Here is a 16,112-nt window from a genome sequence, read left to right as displayed (position 1 = left end):
GGCGGTTATCGCAATCTCTCTGCCATCTTCGCTACTGAATTCGCGGCAGACAAGGGCTATCGCGACTGTTTCCGTCGGTTGATCCCTCGGTTACTCTGCTCGGCGTGGAGCCCGCACCCTTCTTCGTCGCCTCCCGCCCCGCCACCGGCGAGGGCGAGCTGACCGTCCACCACCCGTACGACGGCCGCCCGGTCGGGCGTACCACGGTTGCCACGCCCGACCAGGTCGACGCCGCCGTCGCCGCGGCGGCCGGCGTGGCCGCGCAGGCCGCGGCGCTGCCCGCGCACGCCCGCGCGGCGGCCCTCGACCACGTGTCCCGGCGGCTCGCCGAGCGCGCGGGCGAGATCGCCGCCCTGATCACCGCGGAGAACGGCAAGCCGCTCAAGTGGGCCCGCGCCGAGGTCGGGCGTGCGGTGTCGACCTTCCGCTGGGCCGCCGAGGAGGCCCGGCGCTTCTCCGGCGAGTTGCAACGACTCGACACCGACCCGGCCGCCGGCGGCCGGATCGCGCTGGTCCGGCGGGTGCCGAGAGGCCCGGTGCTGGGCATCACGCCGTTCAACTTCCCGCTCAACCTGGTCGCCCACAAGGTGGCACCCGCCGTCGCCGTCGGCGCACCGATCATCGTCAAGCCCGCGCCCGCGACACCCCTGTCCGCGCTGCTGCTCGGTGAACTGCTGGCCGAGACCGACCTCCCGGCCGGGATGTTCTCGGTGCTGCCGCTGCCCAACGACCGCGCCGCCGACCTGGTCACCGACCCCCGGCTGCCGGTGGTGTCGTTCACCGGCTCCGGGCCGGTCGGCGCGGCCATCCGTCGCGCCGCGCCGGAGAAACACGTGACGCTGGAGCTGGGCGGCAACGCCGCCGCGGTGCTCTGCGCGGACTGGACCACCGACGAGGACCTGGACTTCGCCGCACAGCGCATCGCGACGTTCGCCAACTACCAGGCCGGCCAGTCGTGCATCGCCGTCCAGCGGGTGTACGTGCACCACGCCCGGTACGCCGACTTCCTGCCCCGGCTGGTGGCGGCGGTGCGGGGCCTGCGTACCGGAGACCCGGCGTCCGACCTGACGGACGTCGGGCCGATGGTGTCCGAGGACGCGGCCCGCCGGGTCGAGACGTGGGTCGCCGAAGCCGTCTCCGCAGGTGGCACCGTCGAGGTGGGCGGCCTCCGCGACGGCGCTACCTACCCCCCGACAGTCCTCACCGGCGTGCCGGCGAACGCCAAGGTCGTGGCCGAGGAGGTGTTCGGGCCGGTGCTGGTGGTCGCCCCGGTCGCCGACGACCAGGCCGCGTTCGCCGCCGTCAACGACTCGGCGTACGGCCTGCAGGCCGGCGTCTTCACCCGACGCCTGGACGTGGCCTTCGCCGCCGCCCGCGCGCTGGAGGTGGGCGGCGTGATCGTCGGTGACGTGCCGTCGTACCGCGCCGACCAGATGCCGTACGGCGGAGTGAAGGGCAGCGGCGTCGGCCGGGAAGGGCTGCGCAGCGCGATGGACGACTACACCGAGCCCCGGGTCATGGTGCTGACCGGCCTCGCGCTGTAGGCCGGCAACGCGGCCGGGTCAGTCGGACTGCCAGGTGCCGTCGTCGCGAACCCGGGCGGGGGCGCGGCCGAGCAGGAGGGTGGTCAGCGCGGCGTCGATGGTGTCGCCGAGGAACCACTCGCCGGCCTGGTCGAGCGCGAACACCCGACCGCGTTCGTCCACCGCCAGGATGCTGTCCTGCTGCTCGGTGCCGATCGGAAAGAGACGTACGCCGAGCACTGCGCCGAAGTCCGCGAGGGTGTCGGCGGTGTGCGCGATGGTGTGCGGACGGATGTCGAAACGGGAGATCCACACCTGCTCGCCCCGGCCGCGCCGCGCGCCGACCAGGCTGGGGAACGCGGTGAGCGCCTCCACGGCGGCGGGAAAGACCTCGTGCTGGTGGTTGCGCCCCGGCACCGACGTGACGTCCCGTACGGCGGCGGCGGCCATGATCTGATCCCCGATGTGTGGTCGCCAGCCAGCCGCGACCAGCGCGTTCGCCACCTCCGCCGGGAACCGCCCAGGATCGGGGTCGGGTGCCTCCGGCGCGAGCCAGGTCTCGCTGTAGGCGCGAGCAGACTCCGGCAGGACGTTCGCCCGCACCAGGAAGTCGATGCACGAGTCGCAGGGCCGTTCGGCGGGCCCACCGGCGGGATCACCCGGCTCACGGATCCGGAAGATCTCGAAGCGGGCGCCCTCCAGCAGCGCCGCCGCCTCGGCCCGCCCCATCGGCGCGATGCCCTCGGCGGCGCGGCGGTGGTCGTACTCGTGCAGGACGTCGGAGACCACGATCAGCTCGGCGTGCGCCGCCCCGCCGCGAACCAGCTCGCCGGGAGGCAACTGGCGCAGATAGTCACTCACCAGCGGGTGGTGGTTGAGCGGCACGTCGGCCTTCGTGCCCTGAGCCGTCCAGATCCGCCCGTCGATGGTCAGGTGCACGGCGGTGTTCGGGGTGGCGCCACGGTGGATCTCCCGAACCAGCAGGCTCGACGGATCGACAGTGCGGGGAGCGGTCGGCCCCGAGGGTTGGCTACGCCGGTACAGCTCCGCCACCACAGTGCTCGGCACTCGGGGCCAGGTCGTGACAGTGCCGGTCTGCTTGTCGATGACTGTCGTCGGCAGGTCACCCGGCACCGTGCGCACCTCGGTGGGCACGACGGACGTGATGACCCAACCCAGGTCGAACTCGTCGACCATCGGGGTGCACTCGTGGCCGAGGCGCTGCGAGTCACGGCGGGCCCACGTGGCCGCGAGCTGCTCGGCCTGTTGACGGTCGATCACACGTTGAAACTACCGGACTACACGGATCGATGGCGGCCGGTATTGTTTCGCTCTACCGACGGTGACGGGAGGGGCGGCGGTGGACGAACAGGCGGACCGGGGCGTCAATCGCGAGCTACGAGCCCGATTCGACGACGTGTACGGGCAATACCAGCAGCTCAGATCCGGTTTGGACACCCTCCAGACGCGACTCGCCGCACTACGGGTGACGCGCCGGTCGGCCGACGGACAGGTGACGGCGACAGTGGGCGCGCAGGGCCAGTTGATCGAGGTCGAGCTGACGTCGGCCATCTACCGGGACCGCGACGCCGAGGCGCTCGGCCGAAAGGTCACCGAAACGATCCGGGCCGCCGCGACCGCCGCCGCCGACGCCACCCGCGACCTCGTCGCCGAGAGCATGCCGGCCGGCTCCGGGGCCACGGACTTCCTCAAGACCGGTGATTACGCGGCGCTGCTCGGTCGCGCCGACGCCGTACTCGGCAAAGGTGAGGCGAAGGCATGACCGACGGGCAGCTCTGGCTTGATCCGACCAGGGCCCGCCGGGGCGGTGCCGACCTGGCGCTCGCCGGCGAGGCCGTGACGGCCCGGCGTGCGGCGGAGGGCGGCGCGATCGAGGCCGCCAGCGGTGCCCGGCCCTGGGGGCGCGACGACATCGGCGCCGCCTTCGAGCGCAACTACCGCGGGTTCGAGCAGACCGTTCTGCGAGCCTGGGCCGGTGTCGGGCACCGGCTCACCGAGCTGGGCAGCGACGTGGTCGAGGCGGTCGACGCGAGCGTGCAGACCGACGGGGCCAGCGCCGCCCGGGTCGGTCGGGCCGCCGACCGGCGCTGACAGCCGACGATCCGATGAGCGTGCTGCCGAGCCCCATCCCGCACCCCCTGGACTACGCGCCGTGGGACGTGCCCGGCTGGATCTACGAGGCCCTCGACTGGGTGGTCGGCGTGCAGTGGCCGGAGGGCAACGAACGGGCCGTCTGGGACGTCGCCGACCAGTGGTACGCGGTCGCCTCCGTGCTCGCCGGGCCGCACGCCGACGCCGCCACGGCCGCCGCCGAGGTGCACAACGGGTACGGCGGTGTCGGGGCGGTCGACGCGGCGTTCGAGGCGGCCTGGCGGAGGATCGCCGAGGGCACCGACGCCCCACTGCCCGTGCTGCTCGCCGTCACGGCCGACCTGGGCCGACTGGTCGAGGAGTGCGGTTGCGACATCGAGGGCGCCAAGCTGGAAGTCTGGATCGAGCTGGGCATCCTGGTCATCGAGTTGCTCACCGTGGCGGTGGCGGCGGTGTTGACCGCCGGGGCGGCAACCCCGGCGGCCGGCGCGGCGATCACCGCGACCCGGCTGCTGGTTCAACAGATCTTCAAACGGCTGATGGGCCAACTGGCCAGCAAGTCCCTCAAACACGGGCTCAAGGAGGCCGGCGAGCGGGCCGCCAAGGAGGTCGCCCGAGGTGGTGCACGCGGGCTCGCCAAGCGTGCCGCCCGGGGAGGGTTGGAGGAGGCCACCGAGGAGGCCGGGGTCACCCTGGCCACCCAGGCGTACCAGAACTCCACCGGGCGGGCCCACGGCCTGGACCTGACCGATCTCGGCGCCTCGGCGGTCGGCGGGCTGGCCGGCGGGGCGGTGGCACCGCTGGCCGGCCTGGGCCGGCACGCGACCGGGCGAGCGGCGAAGGTCGGCGAACACCTGGGGCGGGAGATGACCGGCGAGGTGCTCGCCGAGAGCGCCGCCAGCCTGGCCACCGGTCAGGGCCTGACCTCGATGGAGGACGTGGCACGCGCCGCCGCGTCCGGTGCCACCGGTTCGGCGACCGGCCAGACCGACCACGCGCTACGCGCCCGGCTCGACGCGCAGGCCAACGCCCTCGCCGGAGCGTCGTACGCGGGTCCGTCCCTTCCGTCCGTGCTGCCCGTCGCGGGGGACGCGGCCGCGTCTTCTGCCCTCGGGGTTCCGTCTGCGGCGGTTTCGTCCGCAGCGGGGTCTGCCTCTGTGGAGGCTGTCGGTGGCGTGGCCTCGGGCGTCCCGATGACGTCCGGGGGCGTTCCGGTACAGGCGACGACGGCCGTCGCCGCGTCGACGCCGGACCAGTTGGCTGCGCCGACGGCACCGGGCATCGAGCAGTCACGGGGAGCCGGGCTGGCGTCTCCGGTCGCGGCAGACGCCCACACGTCGTCACCGACACCGGTTGGCGCACTGTCCGGTGTGGACGTCGAGGGCCGTTCCGTCGGTGCGTCCGAGCTGACCTCGTCGACGGACGGACAGCTCGGGGAAACTGCGGGCATACCGCACCAGGTCACGGCCGACCCGACGCTCTCGACGGCAGGTGCTGATCCGACGACATCGGCGGTGGGTGCCGGTCCGGCCACGTCAGCGGTGGGTGCCGGTCCGGCCACGTCAGCGGTGGGTGCTGATCCGAGGCTTTCGTCGGTGGCCGCGCCGGTGGCCGGTCCCCTCGAATCGGGCGGCGGACCGGCTGCCACCGGTGTGCCGTCGGCCCAGCCCGGCAGCTCACCGCACGTCACCAACCCCGGACCGACCGCCTGGTCCCCGGCGACCGGACCAGCCACACCGACGATCACCCCCGGCCCGGCGGCGCCGGTCACCTTCGGCGTCCCGACCACCACCAACGGCCCGCTGCCGGTCGCCTCCACCCCGCCGGTGGTGGGGCGGTTCGCCGTGCCGTCGCGTGCTCCGACCCGGGCGACGCCCGCACCGGTGCGCGCGCCCGACCATCCGGCCCGGGGAAGGGCGTCGATCCCCGTCGACGTGGCCGCGTTCGGGGCACCGCCGGTGCGCGAGCCCGAGACCAACGACTCGTACGCGGCGCAGTGGGCCGCCGCCGCGGAAGCCGCCGAGCGGCGGCGCTACCAGGACCACTACGAGTCGCTGCGCATCGGGTTCGAGAACAACCGCCGGCAGGCCGAGGCCACCCGACTGCGCACCCGTGCCGTGGAACACGATCGCCGAGCCGTCGAGTACGCCACCTACGCCCGGCAGCTGCACCAGGCCGGCAACCGGCAGTGGGCCGACGGCTGGCAGCGCGCCGCGAACGAGGAATCCCGCGCGTACTCCGAATGGCGTGACCTGGCAGACGCGGTGCTGGCCGGCAGCACTGCCCCGCCGGTCGTGGACATCAGCGCCACCTTCGAACACGCCAACCGGGACGTGGGCGCGCTCGCGCTCGGCGCTGTGGAAACCGCCGGCCCGTCCAGGCTCACCGGCGACGACGATCCGCCGCCGATCGACGACTCCCGGCCGTACGGGCAGCCCGGCGGGCTCCGGCCACCGCTCGCCCTGCACCAGGTCGACGTCGAACGGCAGATGCCCCGCGAGCCGGACGGCGCCGTCACCCGCACCGCCGACCCCCGACAGGGCGGCTGGTTCCGGCTCCTCAACGACGGCGGGCCAGCGGCCGACGCCACCCGGGGCATCAACTGCCTGGACTGCACGCTGTCGCTGTTCGAGACGTGGGTGCACGGGCGCCCCCGCGTGTCAGCGCCACGAACCTTCGACGGTTACCTGGACGGTGACATCCGGCGCCCCATCCGAGGCGAGGCCGGCGGCCCGGGCCGGGTCGAGGACGTGACCGGCGGACGCTTCCAGCAACTCCTCGCCCCCGGTCAACCTACGAACGCCGCGCAGGCTCAGCAGGCCGCCGACCGGGGCTACCGCAACCTGCACGACCAACTGCTGCTGGGCGGCCACGGCAGCTACTCGTTCCTGGTCACCGAGTGGGCGCACGGCGGTTCCCACGCCTGGGTGGCACTCAACCAGAACGGCACGGTGCTCTACGTGGACCCGCAGAACGGCGTGGTCCGGGACCGGCCGCTCTACCCCAACGTGGTCGGCATCGACGCGCTGGTGCTGAGCGGGGACGGCCGGCCGATGCCGCTCGGCGGGCTGCCCCGGGGCCGGTTCAGCGAGCGACCCGACCTGCCGGATCACCCGCCGACGCACGACGACGGCGGCCACGGCGACCCGTACATCAACCGGATGTACCTGCTCCTCGACGGCCCGGGCTCGGCCCCTGGTGCCGATGACGGGCAGAACCGAGTCCAAGCCGGGGAGGAGATTGCGGCCGAAATGCGGGGCGACCGCGGCTGGCAGGCTGCCGGTCCGCTGTTGCCCGCGGATGAATCTGGCCGGCAGCTGAACCCGATGGATTGCGAGTTCCTCGGCATCACACCCGATGCCGTCCTGGCCTGGGCCGACAGGTCGGCGCCTCTTGGAGCTACCCGGGAGCAGTTCGCACGGATGACGGCTGATCTCCTCGATGCACTGCGGGAGGATGGCCTTGACCTGTCAACTGTCGACATTCGGCTTCAGGGCTCATCGGCTCGCTTTTTCTCGGGTCCCCACAAGCAAATGCCGACGGAGTCCGAGTTGATCGACAACCCGGAGGCGTTGGCGCGTCTGCAGGGCTGGTCGCAGGGGGCGCCGCTTCCACTGCGTAGGCCGTTCGACTCCATGTACAGACTGGGCCTGGAAGAGCCGAGTGACTACGACTTCCAAATCTCCTCGGATGAGATGGTGGAGCGGGCTCAGCGACACGCGGCCGAGAAATATCCTGGCCTTCGTGTCGTCAACGCTAGGTACGGGTTCGTGACGAAGAAAGTGGCGCGAGAGTGCTTCCCTCGTTTGTTCGATTGGGCGGAACGGCACGCCCGTGATCTGGGCCGCGACGTGGTACCGGCAATTTTTCCTGGTTCCGGTCCGCCGGATCGAGCCGGAACCGGAGTGTCGTCCCACTTCCAAGATTCGGACTGGATTGTTGGGGAACCGAATGTCAGCTAGTTGGGTAATTGATCTACAGGGGCAGATGGATCGGGCCACATTGGGTCGTCTGCGGGCAGTGCTCGGCCTGAGTGAGGCCGGGCGTCTGGGTGACGACTGGGACGAGTTGTTCGGCGAGGTCAAACGGACAATCGCAGGAGTATCTGCGAACGTTGGCCTCTGGCGCGACGTGGACAGCCGAGGATGGCGCCTCGACATCGACCTGCTGGCGGAGTCGGGCGACTCGGACGCGCAGGGCCTGTTGGCTGCGGTCCGGGCGGAGGTCGAAGCGGCGGGCGTACAGGTCGCTTCGATCGCGAGTCGCCGATAGGCATCAAAGTCGACGCAGATTCGGGTGTGCCCCCGGGATTGGTGACGAATCAGATGGGCCGCAAGCTGACCTACTACGTGATCTACCGGAATGATGAGAGGACCGGAGGTCCGGCTGGACTCTTCGTAATGGACGTAGGTGCAGGTAACGCCATCCTCTGGGATCACCGCAGCGGGCACTGGGCCTTCGATCCAGCTCTGGTGGTGCGCTTTGTCAACGACTATCGCAACGTTGACCGCTTCGAAACTGTTGATCGAGCTACGGCCGAGAGAGTGGCCGAGACCGTCAGCGGGGGTACCGCGCTGCCCGACGAGGATGGCATTCGAGCCATGTTCCCGCCTGGTGCCAGCGCCAGTGGCCCGCAGTCATCCGGTCGGCAGTGATCCGGCAGCGGACGTTCGTCATGTTCGAGGAGCAGCTTCGCGCGGCCGGTGATCCGGGCGCGGACCCCGACATAGCGAGAGCGGCGTAGGCATGCTTCGCCGATGGAGGGATGGCCGGTGACGACCGAAGGGCTGGACGCTCGGTTGGTACGGGCGCAGGTGCGGTACGAGCAGGCGGTCTTCGGTGGCGACGCGAAGTCGTTGGACGAGGCGGGCCGAATAAGATCGACGCATGGCGAAATCCGGTACGCAGGGTGTCAGGTCCGCTGTCTGGGCCTGGCCGGTTGGCATTTTGGTCGGCCTGGCGATCGGCATTCCCGTGTTCGGCGCGAAGGGTGGCGTCGCCTTCGGAGTCGCCCTCGGCATCGCGTTCGCGCTCGGCCTGGGTGCGATCAGGGGCCGGGCCGACGGTGACAGTGCCCGGGGTGGCCCGGATGACAGGGCCGCCGGGGATGGCGCCGGCGCCCCGGGCCGAGGGTGATCGACTCCGGTTCCTTGATGTCGGGGCATCCCGCTCCGGAGGAAGGCCCGACTTCCGTGAAACCGAGTGGATCATGGCGCACGCCGGGCACGCCGGGCACGCCGGGCACGCCGGGCACGCCGGGCACGCCGGGCACGCCGGGCACGCCGGGCACGCCGGGCACGCCGGGCACGCCGGGCACGCCGGGCACGCCGGGCACGCCGGGCACGCCGGGCACGCCGGGCACGCCGGGCACGCCGGGCACGCCGGGCAAGGCGGGGGCGAGCAGCACGCCGGGCAGTGTCGCGGAGGCGGTGGCCGTACAGGAGGAGTTGCGGCCATTGGTGGACCTGGTCGGGCCGGGGCCGAGCGCGCCCGCGACGGTGGCCGGCCTGGACGTCGCGTACGCCGAGGGTGGTGACCTGCTGGCGGCGGCCGTGACGGTCCTGGATGCCCGGACCCTGGCGGTGGTGGACTCCGCGGTCGGTGTGGGGCGACCCGCGTTCGACTATGTGCCGGGGTTGTTCGCCTTCCGTGAGCTGCCGGCGCTGCTCGGTGCGCTCGACCGCCTGACCACCGTTCCGGACCTGCTGGTCTGCGACGGGCACGGGCTGGCCCATCCGCGCCGGTTCGGGCTCGCGTGCCACCTCGGGGTGGTGACCGGGTTGCCGTCGATCGGGGTGGGGAAGACGCCGCTGGTCGGGACGTGGGATCCGCCGTCGGCCGAGCGGGGTTCCTGGTCGTCGCTGCGCGACGGTGGTGACGTCGTCGGTCGGGTGCTGCGGACCCGGGACGGGGTGAAGCCGGTCTTCGTCAGCGTGGGCCATCGGATGAGCCTGGAGAACGCGACAGCGCAGGTGCTCGCGTTGACCCCGCGCTACCGGCTGCCGGAGACCACCCGCACCGCCGACCGACTCTGCCGCGATGCCCTCGGCGAGGCGGAGCAGGCCGGCTGACCGGCGGGTCAGTGCGGCCACCAGCAGGTCGCGGGCAGGGTCGTAAACCGTAACGCCGCGCACATCCGGGCCGCTCTATGACCGATGGGACAGGTGGGCCGGTAGTAGCCTGACCCGCGGACCCCACCCGGGGAGAACGGCGAGGTGATGACGGTGCGTCGACGCGTGGCACGGCTCGCGGCGGTCTGCGGCCTGGCGGGCGGCCTGGTGATGCTCGGCGCGTCGCCGGCGCTCGCCGACGAGGATTCGGTCCGGGTGGGCGCGGCCAGCAGCTTCGCCGCCGGTGGTTCCGCGCAGGGGGTGAACGTCGCGGTGCGTAAGCGCACCGACGGGTGCGTCCTGCTGCGTACCGCGCTGAGCTTCCGCCTTCAGGGTCTTCAGCCGAACCAGGTGGCGGTCGAGGTCAACGCGGGTGGGCGCTGGTTCCCGGTGGCCGTCACCGGCGGTGCTGGAAACGTGTCGACCGCGCAGACGTCACCGTTGAAGCCGACGCTGTGCAAGGGCAAGGGCATCACGGTGCGTTACCGGGTGGGGTTCGCGGCGGGTGCGCCCGGCGGCCGTCTCCTGGTCACCGGTGCGGGCATCAGCGCCGCCGGCCAGACGCTGGGTCACGCCACCGACGCGGCCCGGCTGACCGGAGGGCGGGTGACCCCGTCGCCGACTCCGTCGCCGTCGAAGAAGCCGACGCCCACCCCGAGCCCGACCGAGGTCGCGACAGCCGACGACGCGGTGAACCCGGCGGCGTTGGGCGGGGTGTCCGGCGCACCGGACACCACGGCGACCGCCGCCGAATCGTCCGGAGGAGGATCACCGGTGATGTACTTCGGCATTGTGCTGGTGGCGGTTGGGCTGCTGCTCATCGTGCTGCTCGTTCGTCGTTCGCGGCAGGACCGGAAACCGTCCGACGACGAGCCGGCCGCCCTGCCGGGCAACCCCGGCGGCACCACCTACCGCGCCGGGGGTGGGTTGCCGGCCGCGCCCGGTCGCCCCGGCCAGGTGTACGGCCAGCAGCCGCCGGCCGCCGCCTGGGGTGGTCCGGTGCCGTCCCCGCGTCCCGCCGCCGGCGGGGTCTACGGTGCCCGGCCGGACACTCCCGCTCCGGCGCCGGAGGCGACCCAGCCGATGCCGGGTGGGCCCGACGGTCGCCGGTTGCCGGGTGACCCGCCCACCGACGGCGGGGGCCACACCGTGTTCATTCCCCGGCTCCCCGGCTGAGCGGAGCAGGGCCCGGCCGCTCCGTTACGCTCAGGATCGGTGTCTAACCTGCGGCCAAGGAGTGGAACACGTGTCTGATCTGTCCCAGATCGTGAAGGCGTACGACGTCCGCGGGACGGTGCCGGACCAGTGGGACGAACGGGCCGCCGAGGCGCTGGGTGCCGCCTTCACCCAACTCCTCAACTCCACCGACGAGCCGGGCGACGCTGTCGTCGTCGGGTACGACATGCGGGCCACCTCGCCCGGCCTGGCCGCCGCGTTCGCCGCCGGCGTACGCGCCGAGGGGCGCTCGGTGATCGAGATCGGCCTCGCCTCCACCGACCTGCTCTACTACGCGTCCGGCTCGCTCGACCTGCCCGGAGCGATGTTCACGGCCAGTCACAACCCCGCGCAGTACAACGGCATCAAGATGTGCCGCTCCGGCGCGCGCCCGATCGGCCAGGAGAGCGGTCTGGCCGAGATCCGGGAGCGGGCCCAGGCCCTTCTGGACTCGGGCGACGCCCGTCCCGCCGGTGCGCCGACCCGGCCCGCCGAGCGGCGCGACCTGCTCCCCGACTACGCCGGCTACCTGCGCAAGCTGGTCGACCTCTCGGGCATCCGGCCGTTGAAGGTGGTCGTCGACGCCGGTAACGGCATGGGCGGCTTCACCGTTCCGACAGTGCTGGGCGACGCGGCCCTGTCGCCGCTGCCGCTGGAGATCGTGCCGCTCTACTTCGAGTTGGACGGCAGTTTCCCCAACCACGAGGCCAACCCTCTGGACCCGGCGAACCTGGTCGACCTCCAGCGCGCTGTGGTCGAGCACGGGGCCGACATCGGGTTGGCGTTCGACGGTGACGCCGACCGGTGCTTCGTGGTGGACGAGCGCGGCGAGCCGGTCTCGCCATCGGCGATCACCGCCCTCGTCGCCGCCCGTGAGCTGGCCAAGCACCCGGGTTCCACTGTGATCCACGGCCTGATCACCTCCAGCGCGGTCGCGGAGATCATCCGAGAGCACGGTGGGAAGCCGGTCGTGGCCCGGGTCGGGCACTCCTTCATCAAGGCGGAGATGGCCCGCACCAACGCCGTCTTCGGCGGCGAGCACTCCGCGCACTATTACTTCCGGGACTTCTGGTTCGCCGACACCGGGATGCTCGCGGCGATGCACACGCTGGCCGCGCTGGGCGAGCAGTCGCTGCCGCTCTCCGTGTTGGCCGGTGAGTACGAGCGCTACATCGCCTCCGGCGAGATCAACTCGACGGTGGTCGACCAGGCGGCGGCGGTGGCCGAGGTTCGCGAGGCGTACCCCGACGCGGTGGCCGACGAGATGGACGGGCTCACCCTGCGTTTCCCCGACGGCGCGTGGTTCAACCTGCGCGCCTCCAACACGGAGCCGCTGCTGCGGCTCAACGTCGAGGCGCCCACCCGGGATCGGATGGTCTCGCTCCGGGACGACGTGCTCGACCGCGTTCGCCGATAAGATCGCCTGCGCCGGTCGGCACCGCCGTCGGTCAAGCCGCACACGTGGAAGGAGCCGTGCCATGGCCCTGGATCCGCAGTTGCTCGAGATCCTTGCCTGTCCGGACACGCACCACGCCCCGCTCACCTACGATGCCGAGGCGCAGACGTTGACCTGCACGGAGTGCGGCCGGATCTTCGAGGTCCGCGACGACGTGCCGGTGCTGCTGCTCGACGAGGCGCGCGGCGGCCCCGGGCAGTCCTCATGATCGACGGTACGGCCGGGGTCAGCGGGCGTCGTGACGCCGACGAGGCCCTGCTCGACAACCCGCAGGCGTTGGCCGAGGCCGACCCGGGCGGCATGCTCCGGCACACCGCGTCGGCAGGCGCGCAGGTTCGGGAGAGCGCCGCGCTGGCGGCCGAGGCGAACCTGGCGGTGCTCGCCGACGACGGGCGGCCCCGAGCCGTCGTGATCGCCGGCATCGGCACGGCGGGGCGTACCGGGGACGTGCTGGCCACTGTCGCCGGGCCGCGCTGCCCGGTCCCGATCATCGGGCACCGCTCCGCCGGCGTACCCGGTTGGGTGGGTGCGGCCGACGTGGTGATCGCGGTGAGCGCGTCGGGGCGTAGCCCGGAGGCGCTCGGCGCCGCCGAGGCGGCCCACCGGCGTGGTGCCCGACTCGTCGCCGTGGGCGCACCGGACTCGCAGTTGCAGTCGATCGCCGAGCAGGCCCGGGCGCCGTTCATTCCGGTGCCCCGGCGTGCCCCGGCGCGGGCCAGCCTCTGGGCGCTCACCGTGCCGGTGCTGCTCGCCGCCCGTTCCCTCGGGCTCGTGAAGGTCAACGAGGCGGACCTGGCGGAGACCGCTGCCCGGCTCGACGCGGACGCCGACCGCTGCCGGTCCGCCGCCGAGTCTTTCGTCAACCCGGCGAAGTCACTGGCGCTGGGCCTGGCCGGCTCGATCCCGATCGTCTGGGGCTCGTCCCCGCTGGCCACTGTGGCGGCCCGCCGGTTCGGCGACACACTGTCGGCGAACGCCCGCTACCCGGTGGTCACCGGGGCGCTGGGTGAGGCCGGGCGGGGTCGTGTCGGGCTGCTCGACGGCGTCTTCGGGGGCCTGGCCGAGGGGGAGCGGGACATCTTCGCCGACCCGGCCGAGGACGACGGCGAGGGCACCCGGCTGCGGCTGGTGCTGCTGCGTGACGGCGGGCTCAACGCCGAGGACGACACCGACGAGCCGCTCGCCGTCGAGGAGCGCCGTGCGGACGCGGTGCAGACCCTCGCGGAGCGCCGTGGCGTGCGGTGCGACGTGGTGACCGCCGAGGGCGGCTCCGCCCTGGAGCGGCTGGCGTCGCTGATCGCCGTTCCGGATTTCGCCTCGATCTACCTTGCTCTGGCACATGGGCTGGACCCGATGGCCGTTCCGGCCATCACCGAGATGAAGGAGCTGTCGAACCAGTGAACGAACGTAGGGGGCGGCGCGTCATGCGCGGACCGGTCGGCTTCGTGCGGCGAAGCGGAGCGGTGGCATGAGCGCCAACGGTGGGACGAAGGCGATTGTCGCCGCCCTGCTGGCCAACGTCGGCATCGCCGTCACCAAGTTCATTGCGTTCCTGCTCTCCGGCTCGTCGTCGATGCTGGCCGAGGCGGTCCACTCGGTCGCCGACTCCGGCAACCAGGGCCTCCTGCTGCTCGGCGGCAAGCGGGCGAAGCGCGCGGCCACCCCGGAACACCCGTTCGGGTACGGCCGGGAGCGCTACATCTACGCGTTCATCGTGTCCATCGTGCTGTTCAGCATCGGTGGCCTGTTCGCGCTCTACGAGGCCTACCACAAGTGGCATCACAAGGGCGGCATCGACTCCTGGCAGTGGCTGCCGGTGGCCGTGCTGGTTTCGGCGATCATCATGGAGTCGTTCTCGTTCCGGACCGCCATCAAGGAGTCCAACCACGTCCGGGGCAACCAGTCCTGGGTGCGTTTCATCCGCCGGGCCAAGGCCCCGGAGCTGCCGGTGGTGCTCCTGGAGGACTTCGGCGCGCTTGTCGGTCTGGTGTTCGCCCTGTTCGGCGTCACCATGACGCTGATCACCGGCAACGGCGAGTGGGACGCTGCCGGCACCGCGATGATCGGCGTCCTGCTGGTCGTCATCGCCGTCGTGCTGGCCATCGAGACGAAGAGCCTGCTGCTCGGTGAGGGCGCCGAGGCGTCCGACCTGGCCGCCATCGAGCGGGCCGTCACCGACGGTCCCGAGGTGGAGCGGATCATCCACATGAAGACGCTCTACCTGGGCCCGGAAGAGCTGATGGTGGCCGCCAAGATCGCCGTTCCGGAGTGGAAGAGCGCCCACGACCTGGCGCGCGGCATCAACGCCGTGGAGGCGCGGATCCGCGCCGCGGTGCCGATCGCCCGGGTGATCTACCTGGAGCCGGACGTCTACAGCGTCGCTGCCGCCGAGGCCGGCACGGGCGCCGCCGCCGACACCGCCGTGCCGCAGGACGCGTCGGGCGAGGCGGCCGGGCGGCCCGGGGGCTGACGGGTGGAGCCACTGTACGGGCCGATCCGGGACTACGCCTGGGGCTCCCGCTCGGCCATCGCCCTCCTCCAGGGGCGCTCGGTGCCGAGCGCGGGCCCGGAGGCGGAGCTGTGGTTGGGGGCCCATCCGGGCGCCCCGGCGCACGTGGATCGCGCCGGTCTGCGGGTGAGCCTCTGTGACCTTGTGCGGGACGAACCAGGGCAGTGGCTCGGCCAACGGGTCTCCGAGCGGTTCGGTAGTCGGCTGCCGTTCCTGCTCAAGGTGCTCGCGGCCGACGCCCCGCTGAGCCTGCAGGCCCACCCGGACGCCGAGCAGGCGCAGGCCGGCTACGCGGCGGAGGCGGGGCGCCCCGGGGGGCAGCGCAACTACTCCGACCCGCACCACAAGCCGGAGTTGCTGGTCGCGCTCACCCCGTTCGAGGCGCTGTGCGGGTTCCGGGATCCGGCGGAGTCCGCCGAGGCGCTCGCCGCGTTCGGCGTACCGGCGTTGGCGCCGGTGGTCGCCGCGTTGCGGGCCGGGCCGGCGGGGCTGCGGACTGCGGTGCGGACGCTGCTCGGCTGGCCGGTCGCCGACCGGCACCGGCTACTGGCTGCCGTGGTGGCATCACCGACCGACGGCCCGGACGCGGAGCTGACCCGCCGGCTGGCCAAGGCGTACCCGGGCGATCCGGGTGCGCTGGTCGCGCTGCTGCTGCACCACGTGCGGCTGGTGGCGGGGGAGGGGATCTGGATGCCCGCCGGCAACCTGCACGCCTACCTGAGCGGCTGCGGAGTGGAGATCATGGCGGCCAGCGACAACGTGCTGCGGGGCGGGCTGACCCCGAAGCGGGTGGACGTCGACGAGTTGCTGCGGGTTCTGCGCTTCGAGGTGCTCGACGATCCGGTGCGGGCGCCGCAGCCGGTCGGCCCGGGTGTGGACTGGTGGCCCGTGCCGGTGGACGATTTCGCGCTGCACCGGGTGCGGGTCGACGCGGCGGTGCCCTCGGTGACGCTGCCGCTGCCCGGCCCCCGGGTGGTTCTCTGCGCCGGCGGCTCGATCACCGTGGACGACGGTGCCGGCGCGTTGACGCTGGCCTCGGGCGAGGCGGCGATCGGTACGTCGTCCGGCGCGGCGCTGCGCATCGACGGCGCCGGGGTGGCGTTCGTGGCGACGTCCGGGTTGCGCTGACCGCTCCGCCGCAACGACACAAGTCCGACTTTCCCGGAATAGCTTGACGTCACCTTGCC

General features: G+C 72.5%; 15 protein-coding genes. 14 read left to right on the top strand and 1 reads right to left on the bottom strand.

Going from position 1 to position 16,112, the window contains the following annotated elements:
• Positions 1–104 precede the first annotated feature (104 nt).
• Positions 105–1,544, top strand: a complete 1,440-nt coding sequence (locus tag OH804_RS23185) for an aldehyde dehydrogenase family protein (RefSeq protein ID WP_196921204.1) — start codon at positions 105–107, stop codon at positions 1,542–1,544.
• Positions 1,545–1,562: 18 nt separating this feature from the next.
• Here OH804_RS23185 and OH804_RS23180 read toward each other — a convergent pair whose 3' ends face one another.
• Entirely contained in the window at positions 1,563–2,804 is a 1,242-nt protein-coding gene (locus OH804_RS23180) for an SUKH-3 domain-containing protein (protein WP_406059479.1), read from the bottom strand.
• A gap of 79 nt (positions 2,805–2,883) precedes the next feature.
• Between OH804_RS23180 and OH804_RS23175 the strand changes: the two genes are divergently transcribed.
• The 13 genes from OH804_RS23175 (at position 2,884) to manA (ending at position 16,053) form a co-directional block, all read left to right on the top strand.
• Positions 2,884–3,306, top strand: a complete 423-nt coding sequence (locus OH804_RS23175; protein WP_196921206.1) for a YbaB/EbfC family nucleoid-associated protein — start codon at positions 2,884–2,886, stop codon at positions 3,304–3,306.
• A complete protein-coding gene (locus tag OH804_RS23170; RefSeq protein WP_406059477.1) occupies positions 3,303–3,635 on the top strand; it encodes a hypothetical protein in 333 nt (110 codons plus the stop codon). Before OH804_RS23175 ends, OH804_RS23170 begins: the two co-directional genes overlap by 4 nt.
• A gap of 14 nt (positions 3,636–3,649) precedes the next feature.
• Positions 3,650–7,597 carry a toxin glutamine deamidase domain-containing protein gene (locus OH804_RS23165; RefSeq protein WP_406059475.1) on the top strand — a complete coding sequence of 1,316 codons (3,948 nt, stop codon included), beginning with the start codon at positions 3,650–3,652 and terminating at the stop codon, positions 7,595–7,597.
• A gap of 25 nt (positions 7,598–7,622) precedes the next feature.
• Complete coding sequence (locus OH804_RS23160) at positions 7,623–7,907, top strand: hypothetical protein (RefSeq protein ID WP_196921209.1); 285 nt, start codon at positions 7,623–7,625, stop codon at positions 7,905–7,907.
• 53 nt (positions 7,908–7,960) lie between these two features.
• Entirely contained in the window at positions 7,961–8,290 is a 330-nt protein-coding gene (locus OH804_RS23155; protein ID WP_406059473.1) for a hypothetical protein, read from the top strand.
• A 232-nt stretch (positions 8,291–8,522) separates the two neighbouring features.
• Positions 8,523–8,771: a hypothetical protein gene (locus tag OH804_RS23150; RefSeq protein WP_406059471.1), complete on the top strand. Its 249-nt coding sequence runs from the start codon at positions 8,523–8,525 to the stop codon at positions 8,769–8,771.
• 293 nt (positions 8,772–9,064) lie between these two features.
• Complete coding sequence (locus OH804_RS23145; RefSeq protein WP_406066635.1) at positions 9,065–9,706, top strand: endonuclease V; 642 nt, start codon at positions 9,065–9,067, stop codon at positions 9,704–9,706.
• Positions 9,707–9,853: 147 nt separating this feature from the next.
• The gene (locus OH804_RS23140; RefSeq protein WP_406059470.1) at positions 9,854–10,921 is read left to right on the top strand and encodes a hypothetical protein; all 1,068 of its coding nucleotides are present in this window, start codon (positions 9,854–9,856) and stop codon (positions 10,919–10,921) included.
• Positions 10,922–10,991: 70 nt separating this feature from the next.
• Positions 10,992–12,377, top strand: a complete 1,386-nt coding sequence (locus tag OH804_RS23135) for a phosphomannomutase/phosphoglucomutase (RefSeq protein ID WP_196921213.1) — start codon at positions 10,992–10,994, stop codon at positions 12,375–12,377.
• A 61-nt stretch (positions 12,378–12,438) separates the two neighbouring features.
• Positions 12,439–12,624 (top strand): Trm112 family protein, encoded by a 186-nt coding sequence (locus OH804_RS23130; protein ID WP_091394023.1) that lies wholly within the window; start codon positions 12,439–12,441, stop codon positions 12,622–12,624.
• On the top strand, positions 12,621–13,817 hold the full coding sequence (locus tag OH804_RS23125; RefSeq protein WP_091394020.1) for an SIS domain-containing protein: 1,197 nt from the start codon (positions 12,621–12,623) through the stop codon (positions 13,815–13,817). Before OH804_RS23130 ends, OH804_RS23125 begins: the two co-directional genes overlap by 4 nt.
• A 67-nt stretch (positions 13,818–13,884) precedes the next feature.
• Complete coding sequence (locus OH804_RS23120) at positions 13,885–14,886, top strand: cation diffusion facilitator family transporter (protein WP_196921214.1); 1,002 nt, start codon at positions 13,885–13,887, stop codon at positions 14,884–14,886.
• 3 nt (positions 14,887–14,889) lie between these two features.
• The gene (manA, locus tag OH804_RS23115; RefSeq protein ID WP_406059467.1) at positions 14,890–16,053 is read left to right on the top strand and encodes a mannose-6-phosphate isomerase, class I; all 1,164 of its coding nucleotides are present in this window, start codon (positions 14,890–14,892) and stop codon (positions 16,051–16,053) included.
• The last annotated feature ends 59 nt before the right edge of the window (positions 16,054–16,112 follow it).

It is taken from the genome of Micromonospora sp. NBC_00860 (assembly GCF_045207375.1).
GTDB lineage: Bacteria > Actinomycetota > Actinomycetes > Mycobacteriales > Micromonosporaceae > Micromonospora > Micromonospora vinacea.
This window is presented reverse-complemented; position numbering and strand designations above follow the sequence as displayed.